A 26,164-nucleotide genomic window follows, 5' to 3' on the forward strand; every position below is an offset into this window, starting at 1 on the left:
ATCAACATGCAACTCTTTCTCATTTTTCGAAGAAGAGTTGCATGTAATGCTTCCTGTTCACTCACTACCTTATGGTAGAAATTATATTTACTTCTGCCCTCTATACTATTAAGGTCCAATAATGAGTCGCGAAATTATAATAATGACTTATATAATTCCTTAATTTCTTCTACAGATGTATCTCTTGGATTGCCCGGTCTGCATGCATCATCATAAGCTGACTGTGCTAAGAAATCTAAATCTTTTGGATCTACAATTTCCTTTAAGTCTACTGGAATTCCTACATCCTTTGATAACTGTTTTACAGCATCAATTGCTGCTTTTCTGTATTCTTCAACAGACATTTTTTCAGTTCCTTCAACGCCCATTGCTGCTGCAATATATTTATACTTGTCGCCTGTAGCTTCTGCATTATATTCCATTACAGTTGGCAAAATAATGGCATTTGCAACACCATGTGGTGTATCATAAACAGCGCCTAAAGGATGTGCCATTGAATGAACTATTCCTAAACCTACATTTGAAAATCCCATACCGGCAACGTACTGACCAAGAGCCATACCTTCTCTTCCTTCAGGTGTGTTTTCTACTGCCCCTCTTAAACTCTTTGATATAATTTCAATTGCCTTAAGATGCATCATGTCGGTCATTTCCCAAGCAGCCTTTGTTGTAAAGCCTTCAATTGCATGTGTTAATGCGTCCATTCCTGTAGCTGCTGTAAGTCCTTTTGGCATTGATGACATCATGTCCGGATCAATAAACGCAACAACCGGTATGTCGTGTGGGTCTACACAAACCATCTTTCTATTCTTTTCAGTATCAGTGATTACATAATTAATTGTAACTTCTGCTGCTGTTCCTGCTGTTGTTGGTACCGCAAAAGTAGGTACAGCCGGCTTAGTTGTAGGTGCCACGCCCTCTAAGCTTACAACATCTGCAAAATCAGGGTTATTAATAATAATTCCTATAGCTTTTGCTGTGTCCATTGATGAACCGCCACCAATGGCAATTATGTAATCCGCACCTGATTTCTTAAATGCTTCAACACCTGTTTTTACATTTTCAACTGTTGGGTTTGGCTTGATGTTAGAATAAACTTCGTATGCTAAATTTGCTCCTTCCAAAACATCTAAAACCTTCTTTGTTACACCAAACTTAATTAAGTCCGGGTCTGAACAAACAAATGCTTTTGCAAAGCCTCTTCCTTTTGCTTCTGTAGCTATCTCGCCAATAGCTCCTGCTCCGTGATAAGATGTTTCATTTAAAATAATTCTATTTACCATATATACTCCTTTCCGTGACTAAAAATCACTATGGTACGTTCTTTTTTATAAATATAATTATAACACTCTTTTTAAATAAAAAAACTAAAAATACTGTGAAATATTTATTAAAGCTATGGTATAATTCAATGTACAAAAACAAGATTTATATATTTATTTTCACAAAGGATTTTATTATGAAAAAAAAAGATTTAGCTTTAGAAGTTATTAAAAGATTAGAAAAAGAATACCCTGATGCTGATTGCACTCTTGATTACAACGATGCCTGGAAGCTGTTAATTAGCGTTAGACTAGCTGCACAATGCACCGATGAACGTGTCAACAAAATCGTGCCGGCTCTTTACGAAAAATATCCAACTATTGAAGCCGTTGCCGATGCACCCGTTGAAGAGATAGAAAAAATAGTTAGACCTTGTGGTCTTGGCAAAAGTAAAGCAAGAGATATTAGTCTTTGCATGAAAATGCTAAAAGATGAATTTGACTGCAAAGTGCCTGACAATATGAAGGATCTTTTAAAATTACCAGGTGTAGGAAGAAAAAGTGCTAACTTAATTATGGGGGATGTTTTTGGAGAACCTGCAATCGTTACAGACACACACTGCATTAGATTATGTAATAGAATTGGACTTGTAAATGGAATTAAAGAACCTAAAAAAGTAGAAATGGAACTATGGAAGATTATTCCTCCTGAAAAAGGAAGTGATTTTTGCCACAGACTTGTTTACCACGGAAGAGAAGTCTGTACAGCTAGAACAACACCTCATTGCGAAAGATGTTGCCTTGAAGATATTTGTAAGAAAAACATATAATTTATTATTTGTTAATTAAGATTAACATAAAAAGGAATGCCCTTTTAACCTTATGGTTTTAGGACATTCCCTTTTTTATATATAAAGGAGTCTACTTTACAATAATTACAATCTTTGCTTTTTTCTTATTATAAGTCTTTGCTGTAACTACTGTCTTTCCTTTCTTAATAGCAGTAATTCTTCCCTTCTTGTCAATCTTAACAATCTTCTTGTTCTGAACTTTGAAGGTTACTTTACCTGCACTATTTTTAGAAAGTTTCACTTTAAGTTTCTTCTTTTTGCCCTTTTTGATTTCAATTGACTGAGCCTTAAACTTAACGTATTTTGGTGCTTTCTTCACAGTAATATTGCAAATTGCTGTTGCTCCTTCATCTGTATATGCAATGATAATAACTTTGCCCTTCTTCTTAGCCTTAACTACGCCCTTGGCATTTACTGTTGCTATCTTTGCATTGCTTGACTTAAACATAACCTTTGACTTCTTGCCGGTAAGTTTAACTTTAATCTTAAACTTCTCTTTCTTTCCAAGTTTTTTCTTAGTTACATTTAACTTGATTTTCTGTGAAACGCCCTGCTGCTTTGCAGTAGTTGTTTCCTGCTGATTACTAGCTGTTGTAGTCTGATTGCCTGTTGTCTGCTGACTACCTGTTGTAGTCTGATTACTTGTTGTCTGCTGACTAGCTGTTGTTGTCTGATTGCTTGTTGTCTGCTGACTACCTGTTGTTGTCTGATTACTTATTGTCTGCTGACTACCTGTTGTTGTCTGATTGCTTGTTGTCTGCTGACTAGCTGTTGTAGTCTGGTTGCTTGTTGTCTGCTGACCACCTGTTGTTTCCTGGTTGCTTGTTGTCTGCTGACCACTTGTTGTCTTTTCAGCCTTTACAAGATTTGTAATTGCCTGTTCAATAGCCTTAACAGCATCGTCCATTTCTTCCTGAGTACATGTATTAGGAAGATTTTTTGCAAAAGTAATTGTGTTCTGAAGATTTGCCCAGCTTTCCTGAGTATAATCACTTTGAACTAAATTATTTACCTTTTCGTTAACCTTGTTTAACTCAGTTTTATTAACACTATATGTAGGGTCATCTTCTAAAATAATGTCATCATAATATGCCTTGAAGTCGCCCTTGTTTCCAGTATATGAAAGTGCAATACCTACAATCTTTCTTCCATTCATACTTGATGCAGGCATTTCGTAAGTGCAATCTGTCCACTTTCCAACTGTTAATGTCTGTGAAGGTTTTGCAATAATCTTAGAATTGTCATCACATAACAATACTACTCTTGTGTTCTTGCCAGCTTCATTTGCCGCATAAACTGAATATGAAAGTTTTAAGCCCTTCTGCATATTAATCTTTGTTTCAGACATTCTGTATAAATAATTTGCATTATCCTTACTAGCATTACCACCAATTGTTACCATGTAATCACCTGTTTTTGCAAGTGTATTTTTCTCAATAGTAGTTGTTGCTGTTACGCCATCATTTTCTAGCTGTGTATCATTTTTGAAACATGGATCTACTGCATAGTCTCCATTATACTTGCTGTTTTCTGCCGGACATTTTACATACTTACTTTCAAAACTATTTCTGTAGTAAATTGGTCCTTCTGACTGTGGTACAGGATTTTCCTTAACAGCTTCTCTTTCTCCCTTAACCATCTTGATAGATTCTCCAACTGTTCTTAACTGGAAGTCCTGTGAACACCAATATCCATCACAACTTGCAGTTACGAACCATTGATCCTTAGGAATATCAAAATAATCACTGGCATTCTTAGCAATAGCTGTACCTTCGTCATATTCATCAAACATTGCTATATAGAATGATGGGATTCCCATTTGTTTAAGTTTGTATGCCTGATACCAGAAGTTCTGTCCCGCATTTCTTGGCATTGCATTTGGCTTATCGTTTGGATCTCCATGCCATAATGCCCATGAGAATCCTGAGAATAGTACAGGATAATAATCTACATTATTAGCCTTACACCAAGCCCAATGTTTCTCAATAAATGAAGAATATAAACTATCTATTGATTCTTTTGTACTAATGTTAGATCCAACCATCCAAGGTGAAATCATGTCAACCTGTTTAAAGATATTTTCATATTTTGCCATTGTTGCTGTATTTGTACTCCAATCTCTTCCAACACCAAAGATTACATAACATCCCCTCTTATGGAAGAAATCAATCATTTCCTGATAATCAACAACTCTGTCAGGTCTTCCTGATACTGCAGTTCCCCATAAGCAAACTACAGGTTTTCCATCAACTGTTGCATAAGCATCTGAATTAGTCATTTGAAGCTGTTTTTCAATATTGTATACCCAGTCAAATTTAATATCCTCTACCCAGCTACTAATTGTTGTGTCATCTGTTTTATCTTTAATCTGGTCACCACCACTAATATCATACATAATGTAGAACAGACTGTTATTATTTTCAGCGGCTGTTTTCATCTTGTATAATAAAGTATCCTGTGGATCATTATATAATGTACGACCCTTAATTGTTCCTGCAAATCTCTGAATTGCAGCACCATCAATTCCGTACTGATTCATCCATTTGAAATGTGTGTTAATTACATTTTCATTTGTTGAATCATATAACTTAGTTGGTTCTCCACTTCCAAGATTATCAAAACCTGTCTGTGCTAATGCACTTTCATCATAATCCTTTACATATGGGAAGTAGTCGATTGAAATATGGTCTTTTCTTGGCCAGCTTGTTCCATCTTCCTCTGCCTTACCATAATCATAATGTCCCCAACTTGTTTTCTGTGTTCCTGTTCCGAACCATGCCTGATATCCTGCGAAACTCTTTCCTGTAAATTCAGCATGTTCTGTTTTTCCTCTTCTGTTAGTAATTGCTTCAGTATCAGGATTTACTGATTTCTTAATTACTTCGACCTTTGAAATATATGTTCCGGCTTGTCCGTTACCATATATTCTAAAATCATATGTATTAAACTGCGCATGTCTAAATGAAGCATCACTTAAGCAAATTGTAGTTGTAACCCATTTATTAGTACCACCACGCATAACTGATGCTGTTTTGAATTTAGTGTCACTTGTTTCAGCTGCTAATGTACCATCATATAAAGTATTGTACTGCATTCCGAAATATGCATTAGTATTATCGAAATATGTTATTCTAATCATTAAGTTACTGTCATTTTCTGTAACTACATTACTATCAACAGCAAAGTGAATATATTTGTACTGACCTAAATTAACACATTTCTTACCATCTTTTTCAATAAACCAATCTGTATAATTACTATTAGTTTTTAATTCACCACATTTCATATTGATGCCTGATGGTGTATCGCTGTCAAAATTGTATGATGCAACAGGTTCATCACTTTCTTCTACATCTGTAGAAACCTTCTTTATTAAACCAAATGAAATATCATCTACATTAACACTACCCTTACCGGATGTTTCAAAAACAAACTTCATATCTGTAATATTATTCCAAATATCAGATGTGTTTGTTACTTTAGTATTTCCATCCATTAATGTTGTCATGTCAAATGTAACTTCATTGAATGATTTATTATTTGCTAAAGTAACTTTGTTGTTCTGTATTTGCTGTCCTGCTTCAGGCACAACAGTATATGTTTTGTTTCCACTTACTATTGTTAATGCAACTGATTTGGCAGTATTAGTCTGATTGCTAATTTTTGCACTTATAGTTTTAAAGTTACCATAAGAAATCTTTTCGCTTTCATATGTAACAATTGGTCCAACTGAAGATGTTCCTGCTCCAGTGTAAGCTAACTTAACTGATGCCTTTCCTTCTGCCTTATTTGTTGAATCATATGAATAGGTTCCATTGGTTGTCTTCCATGCAGGTCTATAGCCTAAACATCTGTTATCATCGTCATCATTATTAACTTTTACGTTAGTTGGATCGTATACCCACTCATCTTCATCAGCATAAATCCAGTCATTTGCTGTAAAATATGTAATGCCTTTTGCCGGATTTAAAGTTGTATCAACTTCTTCAATTGTTTTTGTTCTAAATGGTGATGCTGGAATTCCTGCACTATTCATTAAGTTAGCATTGCAATTAAAGTTATTAAAAGCATATATTACTTCTTTTGGATTTTCTACACGGTCACTATACACTTTTACCCTGTTCTTACTAACAATTTCAGCCTTAGCATTTACATAAATTCCATCACTTCCTGCAATTGTGAATCCATGTAATGTATTTCCTGAATTTTTAATTATAGACAAACCTTTTCCTACACAATTAAATGTAATATAAATTGCATTACCTTTAATTTCTTTTGCCTTGTATACCGGTGCCGTGTAAACATCTCCACCCTTATAAACCATATTCATTGCAGCCTTAGCAAATCTTTCACCAACAGGTGTTTTTGTACGTGGGTGAATTGGGTCTGAAGACACTTTGTTTTTAACATGATACAATGGGCAATCATAAATTGTAAGCATTGCCATATTGTTCTTTATGTTTTCTTTAAATGCTCTTTCCATTGCACTAGCTAAGTATCCTAAATGTTCTGTACCTGTATTATAATGATGTGGTGCTACCTGTGTGAATATAAATGGCATTGAATTATTTTCAAATCCAAATTTTTCACTCCAGCTCTTCTTTAATAAAGACAATTCTCTATCGTAAATTTCTGATCTACCACTATTACTTTCTCCCTGATACCAAATTGCACCTGCAATGCTGTAATTTGTTATAGGTCCAATTTTCTGGTTGTAAAGTGTTGACATTGTTCCTGCTGTATCTGACCAGAAATCCTCTTCATAGTAAAGTCCTCTCTTTTCTAATTCCTTTACTAATGTTGCATCTCCCTGAATTGCCTCTCTTGGAAGCCATCCTTCTATTACAGTACCACCAATTGGTGTATTTAAAACAGCAACAGGTACATTTAACTGAGACTGTAATTTCTTTGCAAAAGCATAAGCTACGGCTGATGTTTTATTTACAGCATCCTTATCATTTCCGCTTCCCCAGTATGCACCTTGAACGTCATATGTTGGATCATATAGCTGAGTTCCTGTCTGTCCATATGGGTATGTAGGCTCTAGGAATATACGGATATTGTCATTTGTAGCATTTGCTAAAATGTTTTCGCTATCCATATCACTTCCTACATTCAATGCCATATTTGACTGACCACATGCTAACCAAACTTCTCCAATTAATATATTATTAATAGTTTTTACTGAATCCCCATTATCAAGGATTTCCATTTTATATTTAGTATAACTTCCTGCCTGCTTGTCTAATTTTGTTTTCCAGGATCCGTCAGTTCCTACTTTAACTTCTTTGCTTGTTACAGCTGTACCATCTGCTTTTGAAATCTTAACAGTAATCGTGTTACCAGGTTTTGCTGTACCCCAAACTGATATATCCTTATTCTGCTGTAACATCATTCCATCACTGAAAATAGAAGGTACAGTACATATATTTGTGCTATCAACAATTTTAACATTGCTAATCTTCATATTAATTTCATCAGAAATAAATGTATGTGCAAAGAAAACTCTCATATAGTTTATCTTTGATAAATCTATCTCACCATCTTTACCATTTTCATAACTTGAGAAGTCAACAGTATATGTAGCTTTTCCATTCTTCCAAGCCACTTTTCTAATGTACCACTGAACCATGTCCTTGTCGGCGCTTCCACTACTTGATAACTGGATGAAAGCATAACCACCATTATCCATTAATGGTGCTACATTTCCAGGATCTGTTGTATTTGATAATTCCGCATCGAACTTTAATTGTAATTTTGCAGGATTGTGCTTTGATGCATCAATAGGTGTATCAAGTTTCTTCTCTGCTATAACAGTAGTATCCTTCTTTGTAGTTATATCGCATGTAAAAGGAATGCTTCCTACATTATATGTTGTGTCCCAATTTTTAACTTCCGGTGTTTCTTCTTTTTGTGCAGCTCTTGATGTATCAACAATACATACGTCCTTTAATCTGAATGACTGGTATCCTGTATCGCCTGCAAGATATGCCAAACAAAGTCTGAACCATGTAATTTTTGACTTATCAAACGATGCTTTCTTTGTTCCTGTTGAAAATGGAATCAATACATCGTTCCATTCTCCCGGAACTAAATCCTTGCCATCTGCTCGTTTTAAGCCTTTTACCTTCAAATTTAAATAACTTTCAGTATTTAGTTGTGCATTAGCCAACTCTAAGAATCCTAGGCCGTTACCCTCCTTGAAAATATCTAATGGGGCTCTTATTCCTTCAATTTGTTTAACGTAAACTTTCATGCTTAATGCAAGTTTACTGTCATCTACACTGGATAAATCTATGTTTAAATTTCTAGTATATACCTGATAAGTCACTGTGCCATTTGTATTTTCACTTCTAGGCACTTGGATTTTTTCGTATATTGTAGATAAAACATAGTTATCTGTAATATCTTTTGCTGCAACATCTGTGCAGAATCTGCTTGTATCAAAAATCAGTGTGGTTGCAATAATTGCCAAAACCATTGAAGCTAAAACTACTAATTTCGATACCATAGTATTTAACTTTTTCATTTTTCCCTCCTTCTTTTTTATGATTGTTAAATTACTAGATTGTATATTTTTTCTACACATTTGGCGATTTGTACATCCGTTTTGTTTCATCAAAGAAACATATGTCAACTTTTGTAACAACATGTATTTTAATATACAATATAATATTTTAGTTTAATAAAGCGTTAAATTATAATACATTTTTCATTATATTCTTATATAATTTTTTGTATGAAATGCTGTTTTATATCAAATTTTATATAGAAAACGTTTTCCATATAGAATTTTGTATTGTTCAATTTTTTTATTCAACTTATACTTAACGAGTTGTTAAATATTATTATTTTGTCGATTACAATCGGCAGGTTAGGAGGGAGAAATGAAAAAACAACTTTTGAGTATTGCACTATCTTTAACGCTTATTGTGCAAACTTTTCCAGCCTTAGGTAGTACAACTATTCAGGGCAATAACACTTTTAATGCTATCAGCACTAATTTAACAAACGAAACTGAATACAAGGCCGGTAATCCAATCATTACAAATATTTTTACCGCTGATCCATCCGCTCATGTTTGGGAAGAGAATGGTAGAATTTACATTTACGCTTCGCACGATATGATGCCGGCAAAAGGTTGTGGAAACATGGATAAATATCATGTTTATTCTTCCGACAACATGGTTACATGGAAGGACGAAGGAGAAATTCTTTCAGCTGCTGACGTATCATGGGGACGTAGCAAAGGTGGTTTAATGTGGGCTCCTGATACTGCACATGTCGATGACACATACTACTTCTATTTTCCACATCCAACTGGAAACGATGATTGGAACAGCACTTGGAGAATTGGTGTAGCGACAAGCAAAAAACCTACTTTAGATTTTACATGCAAAGATGACGGATATGTAAAAATGAAAGACGGCAGTCCTTATGTAACAAAAATTGATCCTTGTATTTTTAAGGATGATGACGGTTCATACTATCTTTATACCGGTGGTGGTTCTAAATGCTATGTTGCCAAGTTATGTAGCGATATGCAGACCTTAGCAGAAGATCCTGTAGAAATTGATGAAACTCTTGAAGATTTCCATGAAGGAATGTGAGTATTTAAAAGAAATGGAATTTATTATGCAATGTATGCTGACAATACATCAGGCCATAACTTAATGAGATATTCTACTTCAAATTCACCTTATGGACCTTTTAAAGATGGTGGTGTTATTTTAGATGCAACAAGTTGTGACACTACACACGGTTCTATTGTTGAATACAAAAATCATTGGTATATGTTCTATCACAATTCTGATCTTTCAGGACGTGGTAACTTACGATCTGTTTGTGTAGATGAAGTATTTTTCAATGAAGATGGTTCTATTCAAAAAGTAAATCAGACAAAAGATGGCGTATCTGCTGTTGGTCCTATTGTTCCTAATGAATACGAATCTTTACATAAGACATATGACAAATCAGAATTTGTAGAGAAAACTGATTACGGGCTTACAAATGTTGAAGTTAAAAACGCCAACTTTAATGGTAAAACCATTTCAGGTTTTCACATTGACAATGCCACTGCAAACACTGGTTATTTTTTAAGATTCGATCCTACTACAACTTGGAACGATTACACTGGTGTTGCAACATGTATAGTTGACTTAAATCCTGGAACAAACAATACAATTAAACTTACAGGCAGCATGGGCGGTGTTAATATTAACGGATTCTCTGTATCACTCCTAGATCAGACAATTCCTGAAACTACTACAACTGCACCTGCCACAACAGTTCCACCTACTACAACACCTACTACAGCACCTACTATTACACCAAAGGCTACAACTGAGAACCCTGGCACTTCTCAAACTACATCAGCCACTGAAAGTAGTTCATTGGAATCAGTTACATCTACCAGTAGTAATGTAACTTCAGATGTAGTTACATCCAGTGATGAAAATGCTTCTTCAGACGTTGCTACATCCGTTGATGAGAATGCTTCTTCAGACGTAGTTACATCTAGTAGTGAAAATGTTTCCTCAGACATAGCTACATCTGATAATGAAAGCGTTTATTCAAATGTGACTACTAAGACTGATAAAGCTACCTCGAAAATTGTTGTAAAGAAATCAAAGGTTAAGAAAGCTGTTAAAAAACGTAAAGCTGCAAAAATTAAAATTACTTTAAAGAAGGTTTTCAAAGCTAAATATCTTGTTAAGGTATCTACTTCTAAAAAGTTTTCAAAGAAAAAAACTGTAACTAAAATTGTCAAAAAAGCTTCTTTTGTTTTCAAAAACAAAAGGTTTCGCAATAAGAAAAAGTTATACGTTAAAGTTAGAGCCTTAAAAAAAGTCGATAACACTATAATTTACAGCAAATGGTCTAAACCAAAGAAAATAAAGCTTAAATAACAAGAAAGAATGTTGTTTGCGACATTCTCCGCAACCAGTGCGTGTTGTCATACAACTATTTTCTTTTTGCACCAGGGTGCATCCCTAGTGGATTGTTTTTTATATAATAAGAAATTACGAAAGAATTTCTTATTATATAAAAAAACAGATTACAGAGTAACTTCTCCATAATCCGTTTTAACTTATCTATTTATTTTTTTTTACCTATAAATTTATTGTTTTAAATCTGCCTGTATATTACTTTTAACCTACAAACTTATCGTAAATTCCAATTGCAAATATAAAAATAATTATTAAAGGCAATACATATGTTAAATAAGCTCTCATCCAATTATGTATTTTTACACCTTTTCCTGTATTTGCTTCTTCCTTGAAATTGTTCCAGCCCCAGCCTGATTTTCCTGTACAGAATAAAAGGAATACTAATGAACCAAGTGGAAGTAAAATATTACTTACTAGGAAATCTTCCAAATCAAGTATTGCTCCACCAAAAACATCTAACCATTTCCACTGCCATACGTTGTATCCAAGTACACATGGAAGTGATAATAAAGTAATAACGATAAAGTTTATAAAACTTGATTTCTTTCTGCTCCAGTGTGTAAGCTCGCTTACGCATGCAATAATATTTTCAAATACAGCAAGCACTGTTGAAAATGCTGCGAATGTCATAAATACAAAGAACAAGCTTCCCCACATTCTTCCTAATGGAATATTATTAAAAATATTTGGAAGTGTGATAAAAACCAAACTTGGTCCCTGAGTTGGATTAACATTAAATGTGTAACAAGCCGGGAAAATTATTAAGCCCGATGTAAGTGCCACAAATGTATCAAGACAGGCAATGTTAACTGACTCCCCTAACAATGAATGGTCTTTTCCAATATAGCTTCCAAAAATTGCCATGGCACCAATACCTACACTTAAAGTGAAGAATGCCTGATTCATTGCCGAAACAACGGTGTTCATAATTCCTGCTTCTTTCATTCTTCCAAAATCTGGAATTAAGTAAAAGCTTAACCCTTCTTTTGCCCCATCCATAAAGAAACTATTTACAGCAAGCACTACCATAATTAAAAGTAATGCCACCATCATAACCTTTGTTACTTTTTCAAGTCCGTTCTGTAAGCCTCTTGAACAGATAAAAACTCCAACTGCTACAACAATTACCATGCACACACCCATGGTTACAGGTTGTCCTAACATTTCATTAAATACATTTCCAACCTGCTTTGAATCTAAACCTTCAAATTTTCCTGTAGCTGTTAAATAAAAATAATATAGCATCCAACCTGCAACTGTTGTGTAAAACATCATAAGTGCATAGTTACCAAATAACGCTATATATCCATGTATGTGCCATTTTGTTTTTGGCTTTTCCAATGCTTTGTAAGCTCTTACCGGTGTTTTCTGGCTGGCTCTACCTATGGCAAATTCCATTGTCATAATAGGAAGACCAAGTAAAACTAAAAATATTAAATATATTAATACAAAAGCTCCACCTCCACCTTGTCCTGCAACATAAGCGAATTTCCATACATTACCAATACCAATGGCACACCCTGCTGAGATTAGCAAGAATCCCAATCGTGATTTTAATTTTTCTCTTTCCTGCATCTTTTGTCCCTGTTTTAACAGTAACTGTTAAATTGCCACAAGGGCATCCTTTCTTTGAAATTTTCTATTAATTATATGAAAAAAATCCTCTAGCGCAAAAAAGCGCCAAAGGACATTTTAACATTAATATTAATTTCTGTCATTATTTTTTAACTCTTAATTTCTGTGGAATAATGAAAAACCTTTCTTTTCATATTCTTCTGTATTAATAGATGTCATTGTGTAACCAGTATCAGCAACAACCTGCTTTAACTTATCTTCGTCTAACTGACCTTCTGAAATAATTTCTGTAGTCTTATTTGCATGTGAAGAATTAACCTTCTTTACCTTGAAATTATTTCTAATTGCATCATTCATGTGGCTTTCACACATGCCACACATCATACCATCTATTCCTAATGTTGTCTTAATCATAATAACCTCCTAAACATTCTTTATGTAGGAAATTATATACCCCCTATGGGTATATGTCAAATGTTATTTGCCTTGTTTTCTTTTTTGTTGTTTTGCAACAATTTTCAGCAAAATACATTCCGGCAACAGCTTCTGTCCTGTAACGGCAAGCTTCATTTTTAAGGATGGCACTATTATTGTCTTTCTATACTTCATTCCCATTAAAGCTTCCTTAACACAATAATCTGCTGTAATTCCCTTTAATGCAAAAACTACATCTGCATTGTCATTAAACTCTGTGTCAACAGGTCCCGGACAAAGAGCGCCAACATATATATTGCTTTTTCTTTCCTTTAATTCCTGTGCCACTGCTTTGGTAAGGCTAACTACATACGCCTTTGTTGCATAATAAGTAGCCATGTAAGGGCCTGCCGGAAGAAGTCCTGCTGATGATGCCACATTCAAAATTCTTCCATGTCCCTGCTTAAGCATTTTCTTAAGGACTTTCTTAAATAAAATATGCATTGCTTTAATATTTACATTAATCATTGAAAGTTCTTTTTCAAGTTTTGTGTCACTGAAGTTTCCACAGTCACCGAATCCGGCATTATTAATAAATACATAAATATCTTCATCTGTTATTTCTTCAAGCAATTCATAGCAGCCTGATTCTTTTGACAAATCTGCCGGAATTATTCTACATGGAACACTAAGACTTTCGCTTAACTGTTCTAATCGCTCCACTCTTCTTCCTGTTAAAATAAGTCTGTAGCCCATATTCGCAAATCTCTTTGCAAACTCCATTCCAATACCTGATGTTGCACCTGTTATAAGGGCTGTTTTAATTTTCATAAAATTTACCTTCTTTCTGTTATTTAAGTTTTCTACTAAAATAATTATTGTTCCTCTTCTCTAAGAATTATTTTTCATCTTATTTAAGAATTATTTTCTATCTTCAATAATAAATATTTTTCCTCTACTTAAATAATTTACCACATTTCGTCTAAGATAACACCCTATGAATAATTTTTTATTCTGAAATATGTTATTTCTTTTCATCTAACAACATTACGCCTTGTTTTGGATTTGTTTTTATTGCCCCTACAATTGGATGTGGCACATATAACTCCTCTAAATAATCAACGTCCTCTTTTGTTAATTTTACATCTAATACACCTACTGCATCATCAATATAACTTTTCTTCATTACACCCATAATAGGTGAGGCTACGCCTTTTGCCCAATGCCATGCCAACGCTACCCTGTGACATTTTGCAGTTATATTTTTCTGCTGTGCTTCTAATCTTTTTTACAAGATTAAAAGTTTTCTCACCTTCATATTCAGCATCAACTGAAATAACCATTCTTGTATATTTGTCTGAACATAACTTTGAATAAATTTCCTTATCTAAGTAACTTTCAGGTATTTCTGTTCCCACTGTATCAACATAGGATATAATGCTTTTTCTATCTTCGCCGTATCTGCTCCCGTTTTTGTTTTCTCATTAAAAATCTTTGATGCCCCATAACTAAAGCTGTTCGAATTTGATGCTAAAAATGATGGCACAATTACAATGACGAATATTACGAAAACAGGTATCATTACTTTTCTTACAACATTTCCGAAACCTTTAAATGATGGCACAAATGGTCTGTATTCAAATTTATCAAGCCACTTATAAGTAGCCAAAATAAGACATGGCATAATTTGTGCAAATACGGACAAATATTGTTAGAGATACAGAAGCAAAATACACTGCTAAAATAACCGACCATTTTAGGTTTTTCTTATGCAATTTTTATACTGAAGCATTGGCTGGTATGTTAATTAACTTATTTCAGAATCCAAACAAATGCGACCAAACAGAATTGTTTGAGTATTTTTCAGTTATTTTGTATAACTCACTACCAGCTGTAATTTGTTCCCAAAATACTGAGAAGAGTGATATATAAGATTTTTTTCTGCACAATAAAAGAGGTAATTACAATTTTCATAATCAAATCATAATTACCTCTTTTTGCAATATTTAACTTATATAATTAAATACTTTTTATATTTATTTTTCTCTAACCCAAACTCTTCTCTTAGGGCTCCATGGACCATATTTCTTTCCCACTTTTGCACGAACAGAAATACCATAGTATTTATCACCTTTTAACTTTTTGGATACATAAGATGTTTTCTTAATTGTTTTTACTTTACCACCAATTTTAACCTGATATTTCTTTGCGCCTGCAACTTTTTTGAATTTTACTCTAACTTTCTGACTTTTCAATCCTTTAGTTTCTGTTACATTAACACCATTAACTGGTTTCTTTTTAATAGTAAGTGAAATTTTTTCCGGACTTGGGCAATTATGCCAATCAAAGTAAGAATAAAATGACATCTCTGCAACTACTCTGTACTTTCCCGGTTTAACAATTTTTATATTCCATACTTGGACAAATCCACTTTTCCATCCACAACTTCAACGCCATCCTTAATAAGCCGTCTAGCCTGCTCATCTTTTCCGCCAAAGGCAAAAGCTCCCGAAAGTTCTCCTTTTGAATTAACCACCCTAAAGCAAGGTATGTCTTCCGGGTCTGGATTCTTGTGTAGTGCGTTGCCAACAGCTCTTGCCATTTTCGGTTCTCCTGCCATCTCGGCAATTCTGCCGTAACTTGCTACATGACCCTTCGGTATCTTTTTTACAGCTTCATATATTCTCTTGGTTGGACTGTCAGTGATAATATCGTAACTTTCAGCTATCATTCTTTTTACTTCTTTATCAGGTACACTTCCATCTAAAATTATAGTATTCCAATGTTCCTTGTTCTGATGGTAACCGGGGATTACGGATTCATAAGTCTGCCTCCAAAAATCTCTCCACTGGGGGTCTACTTTTACATTTAAATTTACAAAGCCATCTTTCTCGTACACCCAAAGGAATGCCTTTTTGCTGCCTTTAACTCTTATAAGTTGCCAATTAGTGTCTTTGAAAGGTGTGTCTAAATATGTGTTTTCAAATGTTAAACCAAAATCTGTTGCCTGTTTTCTTGTTTTCATGGTTGCACCTCTTTTTTATAAACCTTTCTTGAAGTTGCTCTGTTTTTTATTAATCTAAATCCTCTTTTTTTATAGGTCTTTTAGAATCAAACAAAGCTACATAATACTCTGTGTCTCCTCCTGTTATCTTGGCGCTTCTTAGAAAGTTTATACCATCTTTCCAATATGCATCTTCTCCAACATATTCAATGACATCATCCGAATTAACAGTATATGATTTTATACTTGCTCCATCTTTATTTTCTGAAACTTTAAATCTATTTTTCAGTAATTTATATTTTGAAGCTTTCTTTACAGAAGTTTCTCTGTCCACTCTACTTCTCTAAATCCAGTCAATACCTGACCTTCACCCACAACTAACGGACGTTTTACTAACATACCATTTGTCGACAATAACTGTATTTGTTCATCCTCGCTCATTGTTGGTAGCTTATCTTTAAGATGCATTTCTTTATAAAGCATCCCACTTGTGTTGAAAAATTTCTTTAATGGCAATCCACTTTCGGTGTACCATTTTTTCAATTCATCATAAGAAGGATTCTCTTCTACAATATGACGTTCTGTATATTCTATACCATGCTCATCAAGCCACTTTTTAGCCTTCTTACATGTTGAACATTTTGGGTAACAAATAAATAACATTTTCTTCACCATCCTTTTCATTATTTTGTTTACTATTTTAGTTCGTGTTTCCATTGACCATTTTCCACAGTGTAATGGAACTCACTAATATCATCTTCCAGAAAAACTTTCAGCATATCATCCATATCCATTGCAAGATTTCCTTTTTTCATCTCCTCCAGTGGAATCCATTTTACTTCTCCTTCCTCAGAAGATTTTAGCTCTCCACTAAACTTATTTGTCTTATAAAAAACAACTATGTATCTGCTGCCATCTTTTTCCATCCAGTCCTTTATCCCACAAATTCGTGGATTTTCTATTTTCAAACCTGTTTCTTCGTATACTTCACGTATGACCGAATCCACAAAAGATTCGCCCTTTTCAATATGACCACCCGGAAATGTTAAGCCTCCCCAATCGTTGTCAACTTTATCCTGTACAAGCACATTGCCGTCGTCATCATACACCATACACATGTTGGTAAGCGTTACCTGCTCCGTTCTCATTTGCTACTCCTGTTCTTTTGTTATAATTTTTTCAATTCTTTTCTCATTATGTTATCTTCGATTTCAACATATCCATGCTTTGGATAAAAAGCCCATGCTTCAAACCATTGTTCCTTCGATTTACCTAAGTGTACAATGGTTGCAATTTTTCCTTTTTTAATTGCATAAGCCTCAGCAGTGGATAAAAGTTCTGTACCTATCCCTTTATGTTTTTGATTATATTTAATAAACAAACGATGAATATAACATTCGATTTCATTCTCCATTATGCTTACGCCAACACTTCCGATTACTCTGTCATGTTCGTCTATTGCAAGCCAAAACATTCCACCTTTGTCTGTATAATTTTTTTGGATATCCAGTAAATCTTCATTAAGTCCCGGCACTCTTCCTAAAGCATTTTTTGCTTCAAGAATCATAAAAATAAGGTCATCTCTATACTTATCTTGATATGGAATTATCTTCATTATTATTTTAGCTTTATCCAGCATTAGCGTCCTCTCTTATTGCTATTTATAATCTTATTGTAACATTCATATGGGTGAATTAAGCCACACATACTCTTTTAAAACAGTATAACATAAAGTAATATAATGGCTGTTATTTTTCTTCAATTTCAAGTAAATTTAATAATAATTTTCTATTCCCATTGTTCAATAGATTTTATCCATTGCGATATCTACATAGTAGATAAATTTATATCTGCTCTGTAACAATCACTATTCTTTTTTGTTTCCATCTTGACAATTGTAAAATAAACTGCTATCATTTAATTAAGAAATGGGTTTTCTCACTGAGTAAGGTCTTGTGACTGGAAAAGGTTGCTCGTTTCTTTTTTTATATTCATAATATCGTATAAATATTTCTTTCCATCTCTAGCATGACGCACTAACATCGCCACATGAAATACATTAAATCTCAATATCTCACCATCTTCACCAAATACAGGTAATGCGAATCTTGATTCATACCTATACCAACCATATTTTGCATCGTTATTATGTTTTTTCTTTTTATTTGGAAAATATTTTAATCCCGATGAAATTTTAATTAATTCGGGAATACCTTGTACTGCATTGGCTTTAGCCTTAGCATTTGCACCCTTTAAAATATTAGTATATTCTGAATGTGCATACTCATCTGGCAAATCTGCTCCTATATAAACCACTTCGTTAGTAGCTACTATTGTGTACAATTCCCCAACATATCTCATCAAATATTTTTCAACATCTTTCCAACTAATGGATTTTTTCCCCTTAAAAACAATATCATTAATTATAACAATGTTATTTCCATTTAAATCTTTAACAATAGATACATTTCTTGAATTTTGTTTTTCTTCCATAAGCTATTTGTTCTCCTTCACACTTTTTAATTCATCATAATAAGCTTTATACCGATATGCAGTTCTCCTACTAATATCGCCTTCTTCTACAATTTCGTTAATAGTCATACCACTCTCATATTTACCGGCAAAATCATTATAAGCAGCCATCCATGCCTCGTTATGTTTCTTTCTTCCACCGTAATTTCTGTTTCTATAATATTCCAATTCCGACAACAACTTCTTGTTCTCTTCTTCCAGTTCCTTAATGCGTTCTAATGCTTCCTCCAATGTTTTTATCATGACTACCTCCTATTAGTTTATTTTGTGCCACTTTGATATTTGTCACAAAAATAACATTTATTTTATTTAGTGTCAATTTGATTTTTGACATTTTTTTTAAGTATTTCAAAAAGAAAACAACCATTCATTTTCAACCTTTTTTGAAAACGAATGGTCGCCCAAATCACTTACTAAATCTATATTTTTCTTTTATGTGCTCTAACATTTTTACATATTAAGTCTTTTTATCATTCTTTCAATCATCTCTCTCCCTGTAACAGTTTTTCGATTTTGAAAACTACCTATCCATTCTTTTAAATTATTCACATATTCATACATTACTTCAACGTATGACTCGTATACAGCATTCGGAAAATCCGCCTCTGCGTCATAAATAATACTTTCATATGCATCAACTAAACTTTCACATGCGCTATCAATATAAAAACTATAATCGTCTTCATACCCTTCACAATATTCGCATTTTTCAAATAATTCCTTAATACCAAGTACTTCTTTTTCCTCTTCATCGAACGATTTTTCAATAGCTTCTGCAAATGCTTTTTGACATTTTTTTTGGATTTGTTCTTCCCAACTTTCGTCTGGTTTATTAACTGAAGTCTTTAAATCATCAATTTTTCTTTCAACGTACCCTTTCGTATTGCCTGTACAATAGACATCCGCAAATGCCTCACAAGATTCAAAAAATACATTTTTCAAGAATGCTGCAATTGAAAATGTTAATTCTTTATAGCATATTTCTGTGGTATCTATTAATTCTTTTTTTACGTTCTCATATAATCTTTTAACCTCAAATACTGCTCTTGACAGTTCCTCCTTACATGCAGCTTTTGCTTTCGCTTTTATGTAATAACCCGAATCATTGTAATCATCAGCCTCACACTCAATAGAACCGTCATATTCATATAAGCCTTCTTCTTCGTTTTCAAACGCTTCATCTACAAACTCTTCTAAAATTTCACTTATGTTATCCACAAATTCGCTTATCTCATCCAAATCAATATTACTTAATGCTTGACTATCATTCGATTTTTCTTGGCATTCCGATTCTGAATCAAAAATATCATTAAAGATATCAAATTTACTATCCGCCTTGTTTTCTTTGTTCTCTGCTATTACTGACAAATTCTTTTCTTCTGCGCCTACTATCTTCCTATATTTCTCATCAAATTGACAATTTACAAATGAAATGGATTTTGATTCAAAATCAACAGGCTGTTTTGCCTCTATCACAACCTCAACTCCATCAATAATTCCAATATACTTTGTATTACCTTTAGATATCGGCATTGGAAATCTTTTACCACACAAATAAATTTCTTTTGCGTTCTCATCAAGTAAATCGTATAAATCGTCCTGATCAAAAGCTACATAGTCAACATTCTTTGCATATTTCATAGCATCAGGATATTCCTTAAGCAGCTCTAATTTACGCTTTCTTTCTTCAGCCATACCTTCTTCTTCAGATGTATTTTCATCATATTTTACATCTAAAACTTCACAAATTTTCTTTTCAACATCCTCTTCGTTTGGATTAATTGCTGCGATTTCTTCTGCAATAGTATTTTCATACCTGTCCTGAAGCCATGTTACAAGCCTTCCATCATTAAAGTATTCCAATACTCTTGATAATGAAAAATTATCACGTAATTCTTCCATACTTCTTACTTCAACACCATCTTCCATTTCTAATGGAAATCTAACTTTTTTTGCCATATTTATTCCTCCGTATCTTTGACACAAATCATTAACTTTTACATTTTCATTGTAGTTTGACACAAGGACATAATATGTCATTGCACTATTTTTCTCAAAAATTAGTATGTTGATTGTACATTTCGTCTGTTAAATCTTCTCCTTCTTCAACACCCCCACCTGCCCTTTCAATCAATGTTGCTTTTCCAAAATCATCATCACGTTCTGCTCTTACAAAAAAAATTGTTCTTTTTCATCATAAACAATTGCTCTAGCTATATTTCTATCATGATTAATATAAGCAAGTTTCCATTCTGTATCCTGCAAATTTATTTTTAATTCAGTGTTTTGCATTGCTATCTCCTCATTTCATCTAGCATTAATCTAATTTTTTATCCTGCACCCATCTACATCTATTTTTTCCATAATTACCACTATTGGAAATTATTATTTTTCTTATCTGCAATTGTAATCACATTTGCCAAAATCAAAACGATAGCATACACACACAATATTACAAGCGTTGATGGCATAACATCCATTAACGCTGTCCAGTCTTTTTTATTAACCCAATTTAATGCCATTTTGTACTGAACCAAAAGTGTAGCTATCACAAATGCTAACGAGCAGACTGCTGATAATACCGCCCTATCATTTTCTTTAATTTTTAATATCCAACCACCAATACAAAATATAATGCTGATTGCTCCACAAATAATCCACATATTTCATTCTCAGTATATCGAAATGACTCATTAATCATTTATTAATATACCTTCTCCTCCTTGTACTTTCATCCCCAGTAAAGTGACTTTTCTCATCTCTTACAATCACCATTCCACATATCATTATTTCTTGAAAATGATTTATAAAATTGCCTCTCTATCTTTCTGCATCCATCGGTAGCTCCCACCTAAGTGGGAGCTACCGATGGATTTCCAAATCCACCACATCTAAATCAATTTTACCAATCAATCACCAGATTGACCACACCTGTAAATCAGATTTTATATTATATAAATAATCAACGGAAAATATCTATTAATTTTTAATATAATCTATTTTTCCTTACAATGATTTAATAGTGTTTTCCTTTGACTTAATTATCCTTCAAATCCACGAAACTCCTTTATTTATCGGCTAAGTTTAACCACCGTCTCCACATGTGTGGTCCCCAAGTAAAGAACACATATTAGTAGGGGCGTCACAGGATAAAGAACAAACATTTTTTACTTCTAGTTCTTCCAGATTACTCATATCCAGTCCTCCTAGTTAAATGTTTATTTTATTTACATGTTACCTCAACATCGCTCATTCCTTTCAGAACAAATGTTAGTTTATATGGTTCTATTGTACCATCATCGAGCACCGTGCCTACTATAACTTTTTTTACAATGCTCTCAAAAACAACTCTGTCAAATTCATCAAATACTTTTGCATCTTTTATATTATTACGAATTTCACACATTCGGTTTTTAATAGTTTTTTGATTCAAATTATTATCTGTTAGCATTCTCTTTTCATTTTTTAACTTTGAAATATTGTATGACAACTCTTCATATTTTTTATTGTAGGCTTCTTCATTAATTTTATCATCCAACATCATATCGGTCAATTTATTACGTTTATCCTCTTGCTTTGCCAACGATTTATCTATGCGTTTTAACTTATTTACACAGTCATCACTGTTTAAAGATTCTTCAATAGTTGCCAACAAATTGTCTAATACATCATCAAAATTATCTGCCATTAAACTCATCATCTCTAAAAAAGAATTTTCTATTATTGACTCATCAATTGCCCTACTATGCTCACACGCTGCTATTCCATTTCTTATTTGATTTGAACATTTCCATACTGGTTTTAATGTACTTCTTGATTGATGATGTATTCTTCTTGTATAAATTTCTCCACAAAAACCACATTCGCACATACTACTGAGAGCATACATTTTATTATTTCTTATACGTATTACAGGGTCATTATTTACCGCACTTCTGTATCTACCTTTTCTTATTTCCTGTGCTCTATCCCAAACCTCTCTTGATACTATAGGCTCATGATGATTCTCAATATAAAATTTGTCTTCTTCACCTCTGTTTTCCAGACGTCTTTTTGAGATTGGATCAACAGTATATGTCTTTCCTAATAACAAATCTCCTTTATACTTTTCATTTTTTATTATTCCTATTACACCACTATCAGTCCATTTACAAACTCCTTTTTTATTCAATCTACATTGTCTTTTTAGTTCTTTGGCAATTGATATTCCTCCCATACCTGACAAATATAAATCAAATATAAGCCGCACTGTTTCAGCTTCCTCTTCATTAACTGTAATAGACTTGTCTTCTTTATGATAATCATATCCAAGGCAACCATTAAATCCCATTAATTCTCCACGCCTCATCTTCATCTTGACTCCCATTTTTACATTAGCCGATAAGGATTCCACCTCATTCTGAGCAAGCGTTGATAATAAAGCTAATTGCATCTCGCTTTCCATCGTTGAAGTATTTATATTTTCTTTTTCAAAAATAACTGTGACGCCTTTACTTTTAAGCATTCTAACATATTGTATGGTATCAACTAAATTTCTTGAAAATCTTGATATTGATTTTGTAAGTATAATATCTATTTTTCCATTCATACAATCGTTAATCATTCTCAAAAAATCATCTCGTTTTTTTGTTTTAGTTCCTGTAATTCCCTCATCAGCATAAATGCCAACTAAAATCCATTCTTTACTTTGAGATATTTTTTCTTGATAATATTGCTTTTGTGACGTAAAACTATTTAGCTGTTCTTCATCATCTGTGCTTACCCTAACATAAGCCGCCACTCTTTTCCTATTAAATTCAAGTGCGTTTCCTTCAAATTTTCTATCTCTAATAACAGGTTCATCACTTGCTTTAATAACCTTGACATCCATTTTTGTGATCTCCTTTTTGTAATTTTCTTAAGTATATATATAAACTTAAATATGAACAAACCTACAGAAAAGCCAACATAAAATGTCGGCTCTTCTTTAAAAACTTACTATGTCATACTCATTCATCAGTTTTCTCTTAATTCTTGAATATTCATCCATTGAAATGTATTCTTTTCTCATTATCCATCCTAAAACAGCCAGTTTTTTTGTTAACTCTAGTTCTTTTGATTTTTCATTATGTTGAATCTCCATTACATATCAACTCCAAGCTGTTTTATTATTGCGTCATTCACCTTTTTCATGACTTCTGATGTTTTTGGAATATGCCCAACTTTACTTATTATTTTCTTTTTTGCCACAACTGTAATTTGTTCTACTAACAATAATGATTCTTCTTCAAAGTATCCTTTCACATCCTTTGGTGTAACCAATATATGTGTTATAAATTTTTTCTTTGGCACTCTGCTTGTGCAAGGACAAACTGACAATGTATTTGAGTATTTATTATTTTTATTATTGCTTACTACTACACACGGACGAACACCTGACTGTATCGAAGTTTTCGGATGTTGACCTAAATCCACATATATAACATCTCCTCTAATAATTTGCTTCATACCTTTTCCCTCCTCTTAAGCTGTAAATTTAATTTTCCTTCGTCAACTGTTATTATCTGCCCTCCTGCCTGAATAACTTTTCCTATTTTCTGATAGGCATCTTCTATATTTTGTGAAATTGCTGCCATATTGCATACTAAAATTCCGTCTGCTTTTTCGTTCTGTATTTCTCTTACCATTTTATTAAAGTGCGTATTTACAACACTGCATCCCATAATGTTTTTGTGCATAATTTTAATAATTCTCAAGTTATGTGCTTTAGCATATTCACTAATGTAACTAAGCTGTTTTTCTTCTTTCCAATCCACATTTTTATCTGTTGCATTCGTCACAGATAAGTATGCAATCACATTTATACTTTTCTTTCTTTTACTCATTGTTTTCTCCTTTTAATTTGGTATTTCCTTTATCATTTGTACAAACTGCTGACTGAAATATGTCCTCATTTCCGGTGAGAGTTTTCTTAATTCTTCATCAACAGATATGTTTCCCTGTTTATTTTGTATAGCAAGAATTGTATTTGCATCCGTATCTAATTCCGTTACCAATGCATATAACAAATCTATGCTAATTCTTCTGGTTCCCTCTTCCACTTGCGTAATATGAGAAACACTTTTTCCAACAGCTTCGCTAAGCTCATCTATTGTCATATTCTTATCTCTTCTTAACTGTCGGATAATAGAGCCGACGTTCCAACCTTCATATTTCACTTTACCTTCTCCTCTATGTACTCATCCGCTTCCTGCTCTGTCGGACAGGCAACTACTCGCCTGCCCGATGAGTCATAAACAACAACCTCTGAGGGATAAATTACTTTCTGATATTCCTTAACATTCATAATCGTAATTGACTGTTGCAAAACATCCCTCATCAAAAAGATAAACTCCTATTTCGTTTTCTTTCATTACTGAAAGAAATGCTTCTTTTTCAATAGGATCATCACTTATGTCATTTAATGTTCTTAACACAATAAGGTTAATATTCTTATTTGCCATTTCATCTAAAAACTGATTAATAGTTTTTCTCTGAACTCCTGTTTCACCACTTGCATCTAAAAACCAGTAATTCACATTTAGGAGTCTTTTCTTACATTCATATCCGATGCGTTTTGTAACATCAATTACTGTATTAAAATCCTTCTGTGATTTGATAAATATCACTCCATTTGCAACTTCTTTTCCATCAAAAATTTTCCACATAAATCTATATACCTACTTTCATATTATTTGACTAATCAATGTGCACGTTTCTTAATCACAATTAAACTTTACAACTTTTAAATTCTTATTTTTATGAGGTTTCATACGTAGTAACTACGTATCATATGCGTAGTTTATATATTTTCCAGAATTCCTTTTAATATTTTCATTGCTAATTCTTTCTTTTCTTCTGGAACATCAGTTAATAATTCACTACTCTTCCTTCCTATTATTAGATAATCTAATGTTGTATCCAAAATAGATGCCATTTCTACAAAGGTCTCTATGGTTGTGCTATGATTTCCCAATTCTATTCCACTGTAGGTTCTATGGGATATATTTAGCTCTTCGGCAAAGCTCTCCTGTGTATAACCTTTTGCCTTTCTTAATTCTTTGATTCTTTTTCCGCTTTCTTTTACGTTATAGTTCATTATTTCTTTCTCCTTTCCTGGCAGATACCAGTTCAGGTAGAAAAAAACTAATTACTAATCATTTATCTGAAGTTCAGTTACGTACAAAAAAAGACGCAAAGAGAAAGTCAGTTAATAAACTGATATCTTTCCCCTGCGTCTCTGGTGCTCCTACGGTCACATATATATGTTTAACCGCATGCCCTTATCAGGTGGGCCTTATTATTCAATTTTATATATATATTTGTCCATGTAAAGAACATTTTTTTAAATATTTTTCAGTACATTTTTTAAATCTTAGAACTCTTCCACAACGATTACATTTAATTGCAATAGATAATTCGCCAGATGAATAATCAAATAATCTCTTTTTGCATTTCACACAACGTATCTGAATCATATTCTTCAATCACTAACACCTCCATTTTAGAGGTTATAATCATACAACAACTTATCATACCACAACCTCTCATTAGAAT

29 protein-coding genes are annotated in these 26,164 nt (G+C 33.2%); 3 read left to right on the forward strand and 26 right to left on the reverse strand.

The features are described 5' to 3' along the window. Positions 1–134: 134 nt before the first annotated feature. Entirely contained in the window at positions 135–1,283 is a 1,149-nt protein-coding gene (gene fucO / locus DW006_RS09475) for a lactaldehyde reductase (RefSeq protein ID WP_118000084.1), read from the reverse strand. Positions 1,284–1,459: 176 nt separating this feature from the next. Here fucO and nth point away from each other — a divergent pair, with 176 nt between their 5' ends. Beyond that, positions 1,460–2,092 carry an endonuclease III gene (gene nth / locus DW006_RS09480; protein ID WP_118000208.1) on the forward strand — a complete coding sequence of 211 codons (633 nt, stop codon included), beginning with the start codon at positions 1,460–1,462 and terminating at the stop codon, positions 2,090–2,092. Between the two features lie 91 nt (positions 2,093–2,183). Here nth and DW006_RS09485 read toward each other — a convergent pair whose 3' ends face one another. Continuing rightward, positions 2,184–8,642: an Ig-like domain-containing protein gene (locus DW006_RS09485; protein ID WP_118000086.1), complete on the reverse strand. Its 6,459-nt coding sequence runs from the start codon at positions 8,640–8,642 to the stop codon at positions 2,184–2,186. Between the two features lie 358 nt (positions 8,643–9,000). On the opposite strand from DW006_RS09485, the gene DW006_RS09490 reads away from it, so the two are divergent. Both DW006_RS09490 and DW006_RS09495 read left to right on the forward strand, forming a co-directional pair. After that, complete coding sequence (locus DW006_RS09490; protein ID WP_118000088.1) at positions 9,001–9,723, forward strand: family 43 glycosylhydrolase; 723 nt, start codon at positions 9,001–9,003, stop codon at positions 9,721–9,723. Between the two features lie 30 nt (positions 9,724–9,753). Further along, complete coding sequence (locus tag DW006_RS09495; protein ID WP_118000090.1) at positions 9,754–11,022, forward strand: hypothetical protein; 1,269 nt, start codon at positions 9,754–9,756, stop codon at positions 11,020–11,022. Between the two features lie 243 nt (positions 11,023–11,265). On the opposite strand, the gene DW006_RS09500 is transcribed toward DW006_RS09495, so the two are convergent. The 24 genes from DW006_RS09500 to DW006_RS09600 all read right to left on the reverse strand — a co-directional run bounded on the left by DW006_RS09500 (position 11,266) and on the right by DW006_RS09600 (position 25,706). Next, positions 11,266–12,639: a sodium-dependent transporter gene (locus DW006_RS09500; protein ID WP_118000092.1), complete on the reverse strand. Its 1,374-nt coding sequence runs from the start codon at positions 12,637–12,639 to the stop codon at positions 11,266–11,268. A 156-nt stretch (positions 12,640–12,795) separates the two neighbouring features. Beyond that, positions 12,796–13,053, reverse strand: coding sequence for a heavy-metal-associated domain-containing protein (locus DW006_RS09505; RefSeq protein ID WP_022165582.1), 258 nt, complete (start codon positions 13,051–13,053; stop codon positions 12,796–12,798). A 63-nt stretch (positions 13,054–13,116) separates the two neighbouring features. Continuing rightward, complete coding sequence (locus tag DW006_RS09510; RefSeq protein WP_118000094.1) at positions 13,117–13,884, reverse strand: SDR family oxidoreductase; 768 nt, start codon at positions 13,882–13,884, stop codon at positions 13,117–13,119. A 193-nt stretch (positions 13,885–14,077) separates the two neighbouring features. After that, a complete protein-coding gene (locus tag DW006_RS12085) occupies positions 14,078–14,248 on the reverse strand; it encodes a hypothetical protein (RefSeq protein ID WP_243002607.1) in 171 nt (56 codons plus the stop codon). Then, a complete protein-coding gene (locus DW006_RS12090; protein ID WP_158561111.1) occupies positions 14,220–14,471 on the reverse strand; it encodes a hypothetical protein in 252 nt (83 codons plus the stop codon). Before DW006_RS12090 ends, DW006_RS12085 begins: the two co-directional genes overlap by 29 nt. Continuing rightward, positions 14,441–14,737: a hypothetical protein gene (locus DW006_RS09520; protein WP_118000096.1), complete on the reverse strand. Its 297-nt coding sequence runs from the start codon at positions 14,735–14,737 to the stop codon at positions 14,441–14,443. The genes DW006_RS12090 and DW006_RS09520 overlap by 31 nt, the downstream gene beginning before the upstream one ends. A 352-nt stretch (positions 14,738–15,089) precedes the next feature. Further along, a complete protein-coding gene (locus DW006_RS09525) occupies positions 15,090–15,419 on the reverse strand; it encodes a hypothetical protein (RefSeq protein WP_118000099.1) in 330 nt (109 codons plus the stop codon). 38 nt (positions 15,420–15,457) lie between these two features. Next, positions 15,458–16,078, reverse strand: a complete 621-nt coding sequence (locus tag DW006_RS09530; protein WP_118000101.1) for a methylated-DNA--[protein]-cysteine S-methyltransferase — start codon at positions 16,076–16,078, stop codon at positions 15,458–15,460. Positions 16,079–16,127: 49 nt separating this feature from the next. Then, positions 16,128–16,391 (reverse strand): hypothetical protein, encoded by a 264-nt coding sequence (locus tag DW006_RS09535; protein ID WP_118000103.1) that lies wholly within the window; start codon positions 16,389–16,391, stop codon positions 16,128–16,130. Beyond that, complete coding sequence (locus DW006_RS09540) at positions 16,370–16,720, reverse strand: arsenate reductase family protein (RefSeq protein ID WP_118000210.1); 351 nt, start codon at positions 16,718–16,720, stop codon at positions 16,370–16,372. The genes DW006_RS09535 and DW006_RS09540 overlap by 22 nt, the downstream gene beginning before the upstream one ends. A gap of 32 nt (positions 16,721–16,752) precedes the next feature. After that, positions 16,753–17,205 (reverse strand): 8-oxo-dGTP diphosphatase, encoded by a 453-nt coding sequence (locus tag DW006_RS09545; protein ID WP_118000105.1) that lies wholly within the window; start codon positions 17,203–17,205, stop codon positions 16,753–16,755. 20 nt (positions 17,206–17,225) lie between these two features. Continuing rightward, a complete protein-coding gene (locus DW006_RS09550; RefSeq protein WP_199521905.1) occupies positions 17,226–17,696 on the reverse strand; it encodes a GNAT family N-acetyltransferase in 471 nt (156 codons plus the stop codon). Between the two features lie 299 nt (positions 17,697–17,995). Further along, positions 17,996–18,550: a hypothetical protein gene (locus DW006_RS09555; RefSeq protein WP_118000107.1), complete on the reverse strand. Its 555-nt coding sequence runs from the start codon at positions 18,548–18,550 to the stop codon at positions 17,996–17,998. Positions 18,551–18,553: 3 nt separating this feature from the next. Continuing rightward, positions 18,554–18,832 carry a helix-turn-helix domain-containing protein gene (locus tag DW006_RS09560; protein WP_118000109.1) on the reverse strand — a complete coding sequence of 93 codons (279 nt, stop codon included), beginning with the start codon at positions 18,830–18,832 and terminating at the stop codon, positions 18,554–18,556. Positions 18,833–19,039: 207 nt separating this feature from the next. Then, entirely contained in the window at positions 19,040–20,548 is a 1,509-nt protein-coding gene (locus DW006_RS09565; RefSeq protein WP_118000111.1) for a hypothetical protein, read from the reverse strand. Between the two features lie 210 nt (positions 20,549–20,758). Further along, entirely contained in the window at positions 20,759–20,881 is a 123-nt protein-coding gene (locus DW006_RS12375; protein ID WP_278286624.1) for a hypothetical protein, read from the reverse strand. A gap of 80 nt (positions 20,882–20,961) precedes the next feature. Then, positions 20,962–21,252 carry a hypothetical protein gene (locus DW006_RS09570; protein WP_118000113.1) on the reverse strand — a complete coding sequence of 97 codons (291 nt, stop codon included), beginning with the start codon at positions 21,250–21,252 and terminating at the stop codon, positions 20,962–20,964. Positions 21,253–21,812: 560 nt separating this feature from the next. Further along, positions 21,813–23,459, reverse strand: coding sequence for a recombinase family protein (locus DW006_RS09575; protein ID WP_005363033.1), 1,647 nt, complete (start codon positions 23,457–23,459; stop codon positions 21,813–21,815). A 96-nt stretch (positions 23,460–23,555) separates the two neighbouring features. Next, entirely contained in the window at positions 23,556–23,711 is a 156-nt protein-coding gene (locus DW006_RS12180; RefSeq protein ID WP_005363035.1) for a hypothetical protein, read from the reverse strand. Then, complete coding sequence (locus DW006_RS09580; RefSeq protein WP_118000118.1) at positions 23,711–24,076, reverse strand: type II toxin-antitoxin system PemK/MazF family toxin; 366 nt, start codon at positions 24,074–24,076, stop codon at positions 23,711–23,713. The genes DW006_RS12180 and DW006_RS09580 overlap by 1 nt, the downstream gene beginning before the upstream one ends. After that, the gene (locus DW006_RS09585; RefSeq protein ID WP_118000120.1) at positions 24,073–24,453 is read right to left on the reverse strand and encodes a recombinase family protein; all 381 of its coding nucleotides are present in this window, start codon (positions 24,451–24,453) and stop codon (positions 24,073–24,075) included. Before DW006_RS09585 ends, DW006_RS09580 begins: the two co-directional genes overlap by 4 nt. 12 nt (positions 24,454–24,465) lie before the next feature. Continuing rightward, a complete protein-coding gene (locus DW006_RS09590) occupies positions 24,466–24,786 on the reverse strand; it encodes a helix-turn-helix transcriptional regulator (RefSeq protein WP_040447147.1) in 321 nt (106 codons plus the stop codon). A 117-nt stretch (positions 24,787–24,903) separates the two neighbouring features. Next, positions 24,904–25,275: a hypothetical protein gene (locus DW006_RS09595; protein WP_118000122.1), complete on the reverse strand. Its 372-nt coding sequence runs from the start codon at positions 25,273–25,275 to the stop codon at positions 24,904–24,906. A gap of 134 nt (positions 25,276–25,409) precedes the next feature. After that, a complete protein-coding gene (locus DW006_RS09600; protein WP_005363046.1) occupies positions 25,410–25,706 on the reverse strand; it encodes a helix-turn-helix transcriptional regulator in 297 nt (98 codons plus the stop codon). Positions 25,707–26,164 lie beyond the last annotated feature (458 nt).

This window comes from Eubacterium sp. AF36-5BH (assembly GCF_003460505.1).
GTDB lineage: Bacteria > Bacillota > Clostridia > Lachnospirales > Lachnospiraceae > Eubacterium_G.

Bases quoted from the DNA above. Each gene is read 5' to 3' on its own strand.
- fucO (WP_118000084.1), bottom strand. From the start codon at position 1,283: ATGGTAAATAGAATTATTTTAAATGAAACATCTTATCACGGAGCAGGA.
- nth (WP_118000208.1), top strand. From the start codon at position 1,460: ATGAAAAAAAAAGATTTAGCTTTAGAAGTTATTAAAAGATTAGAAAAA.
- DW006_RS09485 (WP_118000086.1), bottom strand. From the start codon at position 8,642: ATGAAAAAGTTAAATACTATGGTATCGAAATTAGTAGTTTTAGCTTCA.
- DW006_RS09490 (WP_118000088.1), top strand. From the start codon at position 9,001: ATGAAAAAACAACTTTTGAGTATTGCACTATCTTTAACGCTTATTGTG.
- DW006_RS09495 (WP_118000090.1), top strand. From the start codon at position 9,754: ATGTATGCTGACAATACATCAGGCCATAACTTAATGAGATATTCTACT.
- DW006_RS09500 (WP_118000092.1), bottom strand. From the start codon at position 12,639: ATGCAGGAAAGAGAAAAATTAAAATCACGATTGGGATTCTTGCTAATC.
- DW006_RS09505 (WP_022165582.1), bottom strand. From the start codon at position 13,053: ATGATTAAGACAACATTAGGAATAGATGGTATGATGTGTGGCATGTGT.
- DW006_RS09510 (WP_118000094.1), bottom strand. From the start codon at position 13,884: ATGAAAATTAAAACAGCCCTTATAACAGGTGCAACATCAGGTATTGGA.
- DW006_RS12085 (WP_243002607.1), bottom strand. From the start codon at position 14,248: ATGGGTGTAATGAAGAAAAGTTATATTGATGATGCAGTAGGTGTATTA.
- DW006_RS09520 (WP_118000096.1), bottom strand. From the start codon at position 14,737: ATGCCATGTCTTATTTTGGCTACTTATAAGTGGCTTGATAAATTTGAA.
- DW006_RS09525 (WP_118000099.1), bottom strand. From the start codon at position 15,419: ATGTCATTTTATTCTTACTTTGATTGGCATAATTGCCCAAGTCCGGAA.
- DW006_RS09530 (WP_118000101.1), bottom strand. From the start codon at position 16,078: ATGAAAACAAGAAAACAGGCAACAGATTTTGGTTTAACATTTGAAAAC.
- DW006_RS09540 (WP_118000210.1), bottom strand. From the start codon at position 16,720: ATGTTATTTATTTGTTACCCAAAATGTTCAACATGTAAGAAGGCTAAA.
- DW006_RS09545 (WP_118000105.1), bottom strand. From the start codon at position 17,205: ATGAGAACGGAGCAGGTAACGCTTACCAACATGTGTATGGTGTATGAT.
- DW006_RS09550 (WP_199521905.1), bottom strand. From the start codon at position 17,696: ATGCTGGATAAAGCTAAAATAATAATGAAGATAATTCCATATCAAGAT.
- DW006_RS09555 (WP_118000107.1), bottom strand. From the start codon at position 18,550: ATGGAAGAAAAACAAAATTCAAGAAATGTATCTATTGTTAAAGATTTA.
- DW006_RS09560 (WP_118000109.1), bottom strand. From the start codon at position 18,832: ATGATAAAAACATTGGAGGAAGCATTAGAACGCATTAAGGAACTGGAA.
- DW006_RS09565 (WP_118000111.1), bottom strand. From the start codon at position 20,548: ATGGCAAAAAAAGTTAGATTTCCATTAGAAATGGAAGATGGTGTTGAA.
- DW006_RS12375 (WP_278286624.1), bottom strand. From the start codon at position 20,881: ATGCAAAACACTGAATTAAAAATAAATTTGCAGGATACAGAATGGAAA.
- DW006_RS09570 (WP_118000113.1), bottom strand. From the start codon at position 21,252: ATGTGGATTATTTGTGGAGCAATCAGCATTATATTTTGTATTGGTGGT.
- DW006_RS09575 (WP_005363033.1), bottom strand. From the start codon at position 23,459: ATGGATGTCAAGGTTATTAAAGCAAGTGATGAACCTGTTATTAGAGAT.
- DW006_RS12180 (WP_005363035.1), bottom strand. From the start codon at position 23,711: ATGGAGATTCAACATAATGAAAAATCAAAAGAACTAGAGTTAACAAAA.
- DW006_RS09580 (WP_118000118.1), bottom strand. From the start codon at position 24,076: ATGAAGCAAATTATTAGAGGAGATGTTATATATGTGGATTTAGGTCAA.
- DW006_RS09585 (WP_118000120.1), bottom strand. From the start codon at position 24,453: ATGAGTAAAAGAAAGAAAAGTATAAATGTGATTGCATACTTATCTGTG.
- DW006_RS09595 (WP_118000122.1), bottom strand. From the start codon at position 25,275: ATGTGGAAAATTTTTGATGGAAAAGAAGTTGCAAATGGAGTGATATTT.
- DW006_RS09600 (WP_005363046.1), bottom strand. From the start codon at position 25,706: ATGAACTATAACGTAAAAGAAAGCGGAAAAAGAATCAAAGAATTAAGA.